The sequence below is a fragment of the Microcystis sp. M53598_WE2 genome, assembly GCF_030067735.1.
Lineage (GTDB): Bacteria > Cyanobacteriota > Cyanobacteriia > Cyanobacteriales > Microcystaceae > Microcystis > Microcystis aeruginosa.
In genome coordinates, this window is sequence record NZ_JASJFE010000158.1 from 1 (window position 1) to 4,723 (window position 4,723).

Consider the following 4,723-nt stretch of genomic DNA (forward strand, 5'->3'; position numbering starts at 1 on the left):
TGGCTGAATAATGGTAAAACCCTTGTTGGTTAAGACTTTTAGAGTTTTTGTAAATCAAAAAGTACCAGATATGGGAGTGATCGGGGGGAAAATTCAGGGACTTTTTCCCTGCCTTCAAAATCGGTAAAACCCTACACCCCAACTGCCCCCCCGATGTCGGGGGGGTTGGGGGGGCCACACCCTGCCCCCAAGAAAAACTTTTTGCCGCAAACCCTAATTACTCACTTGCATAAATGAGATACTCCCAAAGAGGGATATTTATGAAGTGGAATCTGACCTGCGGAATGTTGGATATAATCTAATTATGTACTAAAAACAGGAAATTCATGACAAATATTCACTCGATCATCGGTATATTCCCCTCCAATGAAGAAGCAGACATAGTTGTAAGGTGGTAAACGACGTAAATGTGGTGGCTCTACCACAAGACATGGGTTCCGTAAAGGAGATTTAATTTCTTCTCCCAAAGGAATTGGTTATGTTAGTGGAGATACCGAAAAACAGCTATCTGTAAGCGATGCCAATGGTCAACGATTGGGACAGATAACTGTTAGTAAGATTCAGTTAATTCGTCGTTCTAACGGTTTAATTGTTTCTCACTAACTTATGTAAAGCCGCCCTCCGCTATCGCTAAAGGGCGGGGTTTCAGACCCAGTTTTTCGATGAAAGCCCTGTTACTCTACCCTGAGTTTCCCCAGTCTTTCTGGTCTTACGATCGCTTTATGGAAATCGCGGGACTGAAAGCCACCATTCCACCCCTCGGCATCATTACTGTCGCCGCCCTCCTCCCCCAAAACTGGGAGATTCGATTTTATGATCGCAACGTCAATCCTGAAACAGAAGCCGATTGGGAGTGGTGTGAGTTGGTTATCCTCTCTGCCATGTTGGTCCAGAAGCCAGATTTTCAAGCTCTGATTCAAAAAGCCGTGCAGTTAGGCAAAAAAGTCGCCGTTGGCGGTCCCTACCCCACCTCTGTCCCCCAGGATGCCCTGGATTCTGGAGCGAACTATCTCATTTTGGATGAGGGAGAGTTAACCGTTCCCCTGTTTTTGGAGGCGATCGCTCAAGGTCAAAGCCAGGGAATTTTCCGCTCTGGGGACAAGCCAGACGTGACCCTCAGCCCCATCCCCCGCTTCGACCTGCTTCAGCGAGACGATTACTTAATGATGGCAGTGCAATTCTCTCGCGGCTGTCCTTTTAACTGCGAATTTTGTGACATTATTTCCCTCTACGGGCGCAAACCTCGTACTAAAGAGCCGAGTCAGACTTTAGCCGAGTTGCAGACTCTCTACGACCTAGGCTGGCGCGGTTCGTTGTTCATCGTCGATGACAACTTTATTGGCAATCAGCGCAACGTCAAACGCTTTCTCAGAGACTTGATTCCCTGGATGAAGCAGCACGACTATCCCTTCACCTTTATTACTGAAGCCTCGGTCAATTTGGCAGAGGATGATGAATTGTTAAGCCTGATGGCTGAGGCGGGGTTTTATTCTGTCTTTCTGGGGATTGAAACTCCTGACCAAGATAGTCTGCAAGTGACGCGCAAACTGCAAAATACTCGCAATCCACTGGTGGAAGCCTGTCGCAAGATTAATGCAGCCGGTTTGCTAATCTATGCTGGATTTATCTTGGGGTTTGATGGAGAGCGCTCTGGTGCGGGGGAAAGGATTCAAGCCTTTGTGGAAGAAACCAGTATTCCTCAGCCCATGTTAGGCATCCTCCAGGCTCCGCCCAACACGGCGCTCTGGAATCGTCTCCAGCAAGAACAGCGTTTAGTTGAGGGTGACAGCATCCATCCGACGGGAGATCAGAATAGCTTGATGAATTTTATCCCCACCCGCCCGATTGCCGAAATTGCCAAAGAGTATGTCGAAGGCTTCTGGACGCTGTACGAACCCAGCCACTATCTCCGACGCTGTTTCCAACAATGTCTCGGTCTGGGTTTGCAGTCAAAACACAAGCAAACCATGCAATTTCCCGTGGGTAAGGGGTTACGGCTAATTACCCAGTTAATCTGGCATCAGGGTATCCGCCGAGGGAACATTCGGGGACAGTTTTGGCGGCAATTATGGACGATTTGGCAAAAAAAGCCCCAAGTTCTCAATCTGTATTTAGGTCTGTGCGCGGCGGGAGAACATTTTTGGGAGTACCGGGCCTTAGCCAGAGAACGGATTACTCAACAACTAGGCTACGATCCCTTAGAAGTTTCTGGTCGTCCCAACCAGAACTGATTCTGACTCGATAGGGAGGATTGGATTGTATGGTCAAGAGATCGCTCCAGGCTTCCCCTTCGGGAATTAAACAGGCTAAACGAGCCTTTGCGCTCAAGGGGTGGACTCAGGAAAATCTAGCAGGGGAAGTGAACTTAAAGACCCGCCAGCCGATTTGGCGGTTTTTCACAGGGAAACCCGTTGATCGCCAGGTTTTCCTGGAAATTTGTTCGATTCTGGATTTGGATTGGCGGGAGATTGCCCTCGCTCCGCCCGCAGAATTTCCTGAACCAGGAGAACTGGCGAAAACTAATATTGATGCTCTGGTGCAAGAGGTGCGAGCGCAACGCCTGGACACCATCCAAAACCAGTGCGGCATCTTGCAGTTACTAGACATCAGCCATCCAGTCAACCTTGATGACATCTATGTGGATGTCAATATTTTGGCGGAAATTGCCAGTCAACAGTGGGTGGAGATTGCCGATTGGCAAAACTTGGGTCCTGCTGAATTCGAGCGCGTCGGTTTGGGAGAGGTTGAGCAGAAGCAAATACCCGGAATGCAGGCTGTTGAAACTTACTCAAAGCTTAGAGTTTTGGGCAGGCCGGGGGTTGGCAAAACTACCTTTTTGCAACATCTGGCGATTCAGTGCAACCAAGGCGAGTTTGCGGCGAATCAAGTGCCGATTTTTATCTTATTGAGAGAATTTGCCGAGGAGTCCAGTCCCAGTGGTGAATTTAGCCTGTTCAACTACATCCGTCAGGCATTGCTCACCGCTGGAATTTCCAACCCGTCTGTGCTGGAAACCTTACTGCAAGCGGGCAGAGTCCTGCTGTTGCTCGATGGCATGGATGAAGTTCTCAACCAGGACATTACAGCAGTTCTGAGAGAAATTCGTCAATTCTCAGAAAAGTATCATCGCAATCGATTTGTAGTAACCTGTCGCACCGCTGCCCAAAAACTCCAGATTCGAGGTTTCACTGATGTAGAAATTGCCCCCTTTACCCAGGCACAAATCAGCACCTTCGCGCAAAAGTGGTTTGTGGCACTGAGCAAAACGACTGCTCAAGCGGGGCAGGAGCAGTCGGCTGAGTTTATGCAGAAGTTGGACTTGCCGGAAAACTGGCAATTTCGGCAACTGGTGGTGACACCTCTGTTTCTGCATCTCGCCTGCTGGGTGTTTCAGGGTCAAGGGAAATTTCCGAGCAAGCGGGCTGAGTTTTATAAACAAGGGCTGGATTTGCTGCTGGGTAAATGGGATGAAGCTCGAGGAGTCGAACGCGATCAGGTTTACCGGGGGTTTTTATTGCCCCAAAAATTGAGGCTGTTGAGCCAGCTTGCAGCAGTGACTTTTGAACAGGGGCAGTAAGCTTTTACGCATTTAAGTTACATTGACAGCATTACCCTTATTTTTAAGTTTTCTACTCCATTTAATAATCAATCCCCCTTCATTTAAAAGCTGATTGACTACTTTTTCCAGTTCTTCTTTATTTTCAAATTCTCGATTAGCTATGTACTCTTTAGCGGAATGCCACACTAATTCTATTAGGTTGTAATCTGGACTATAAGCTGGTAAAAACTCTAGCCTAATATTGGGCAACTCTTTTTCCACCTGCTCAATAACATCTTTCTTTTTGTGATAACTAGCATTGTCTAATATGATGATAATTTTCGGTCTTTTTTCTCGAAAATCTTCGGGCAGATTTCCCAAGTTTATCCATTCTTGACGAATCTCTTCATGAAGTTTCTTTAATTGTTCATGGAAAGTTTCTGAATTTCCTTTTTTGATCATAAAACAGACTCGTTTTTTGTCATTATATCTTAAGGCTCCCATCACATTCACCCTTCCTCTTTTTCTTTGTCCATTCACTTTTTTTCGCTTTCCTTTTTTTGTCCAAGCTCTCCTTCTTATTACTCTCAAACTAAATCCACACTCATGAGGGGCTGTGTGGCGAACCTGCGTCGCCACCTTGAAAGCCCCGTCCCAAAACCATACCTGGATTGACTCTGGCTTTTCTTTAGCCAACCTTAAATATTCATCTAATTTTTCTTTAAATGCTTTTCTTAATTTCTTGTCTTGCTTATCTTCTAGACTATATTTTGCCCAGATATACACATACTTTTTTCTTCTCAATATTCTTCTCACTTGCGGGCCACTCAGTTTAATTCCTGTTTCCTTTTCTAGATGCTCTGCTAATCTTGCCGCTGTCCATCTCCCGAATTCATATCCCAATTCCTTCGGGTCTTCATCAACTATTTTCAATAGTAAATTAATATATTCCTCTGTGGCTTTTTTATGATTTCCATTTTTTCTACCATCTTCTAGACTTTCTATATTGTTAGGATCGCCATGAACACACCAATGGGCGACTGTTTTGAGTGAACAGCCAATAAACTCAGCTATTTCTCGTTGAGTTTTTCCGTCGTTTAGCAAGAGAAACATTAAAATTCTTTCCCTAACCTCTGCTCTTTCTTCTTCTTTAAGAGCTTTTTGTAAGTTTTTCTTTTCTTCTAA

Annotated in this window: 3 protein-coding genes and 1 pseudogene; 3 read left to right on the plus strand and 1 reads right to left on the minus strand. The window is 45.8% G+C overall.

Annotated elements, in window-relative coordinates; all coding sequences use genetic code 11:
- Positions 1 to 390 precede the first annotated feature (390 nt).
- The 3 genes and pseudogenes from PX636_RS22590 to PX636_RS03545 all read left to right on the plus strand — a co-directional run.
- Positions 391 to 603 (plus strand): annotated as a pseudogene (locus PX636_RS22590) (hypothetical protein); the annotation flags it as partial.
- A gap of 59 nt (positions 604 to 662) precedes the next feature.
- Positions 663 to 2,231, plus strand: coding sequence for a B12-binding domain-containing radical SAM protein (locus tag PX636_RS03540; RefSeq protein ID WP_002799011.1), 1,569 nt, complete (start codon positions 663 to 665; stop codon positions 2,229 to 2,231).
- Between the two features lie 29 nt (positions 2,232 to 2,260).
- Entirely contained in the window at positions 2,261 to 3,577 is a 1,317-nt protein-coding gene (locus PX636_RS03545; protein WP_002799010.1) for an NACHT domain-containing protein, read from the plus strand.
- 12 nt (positions 3,578 to 3,589) lie between these two features.
- Here the strand turns inward: PX636_RS03545 and PX636_RS03550 are convergent.
- Positions 3,590 to 4,723: IS630-like element ISMae23 family transposase (locus PX636_RS03550; protein WP_288116242.1), on the minus strand; the 1,134-nt coding region annotated here is incomplete at its 5' end.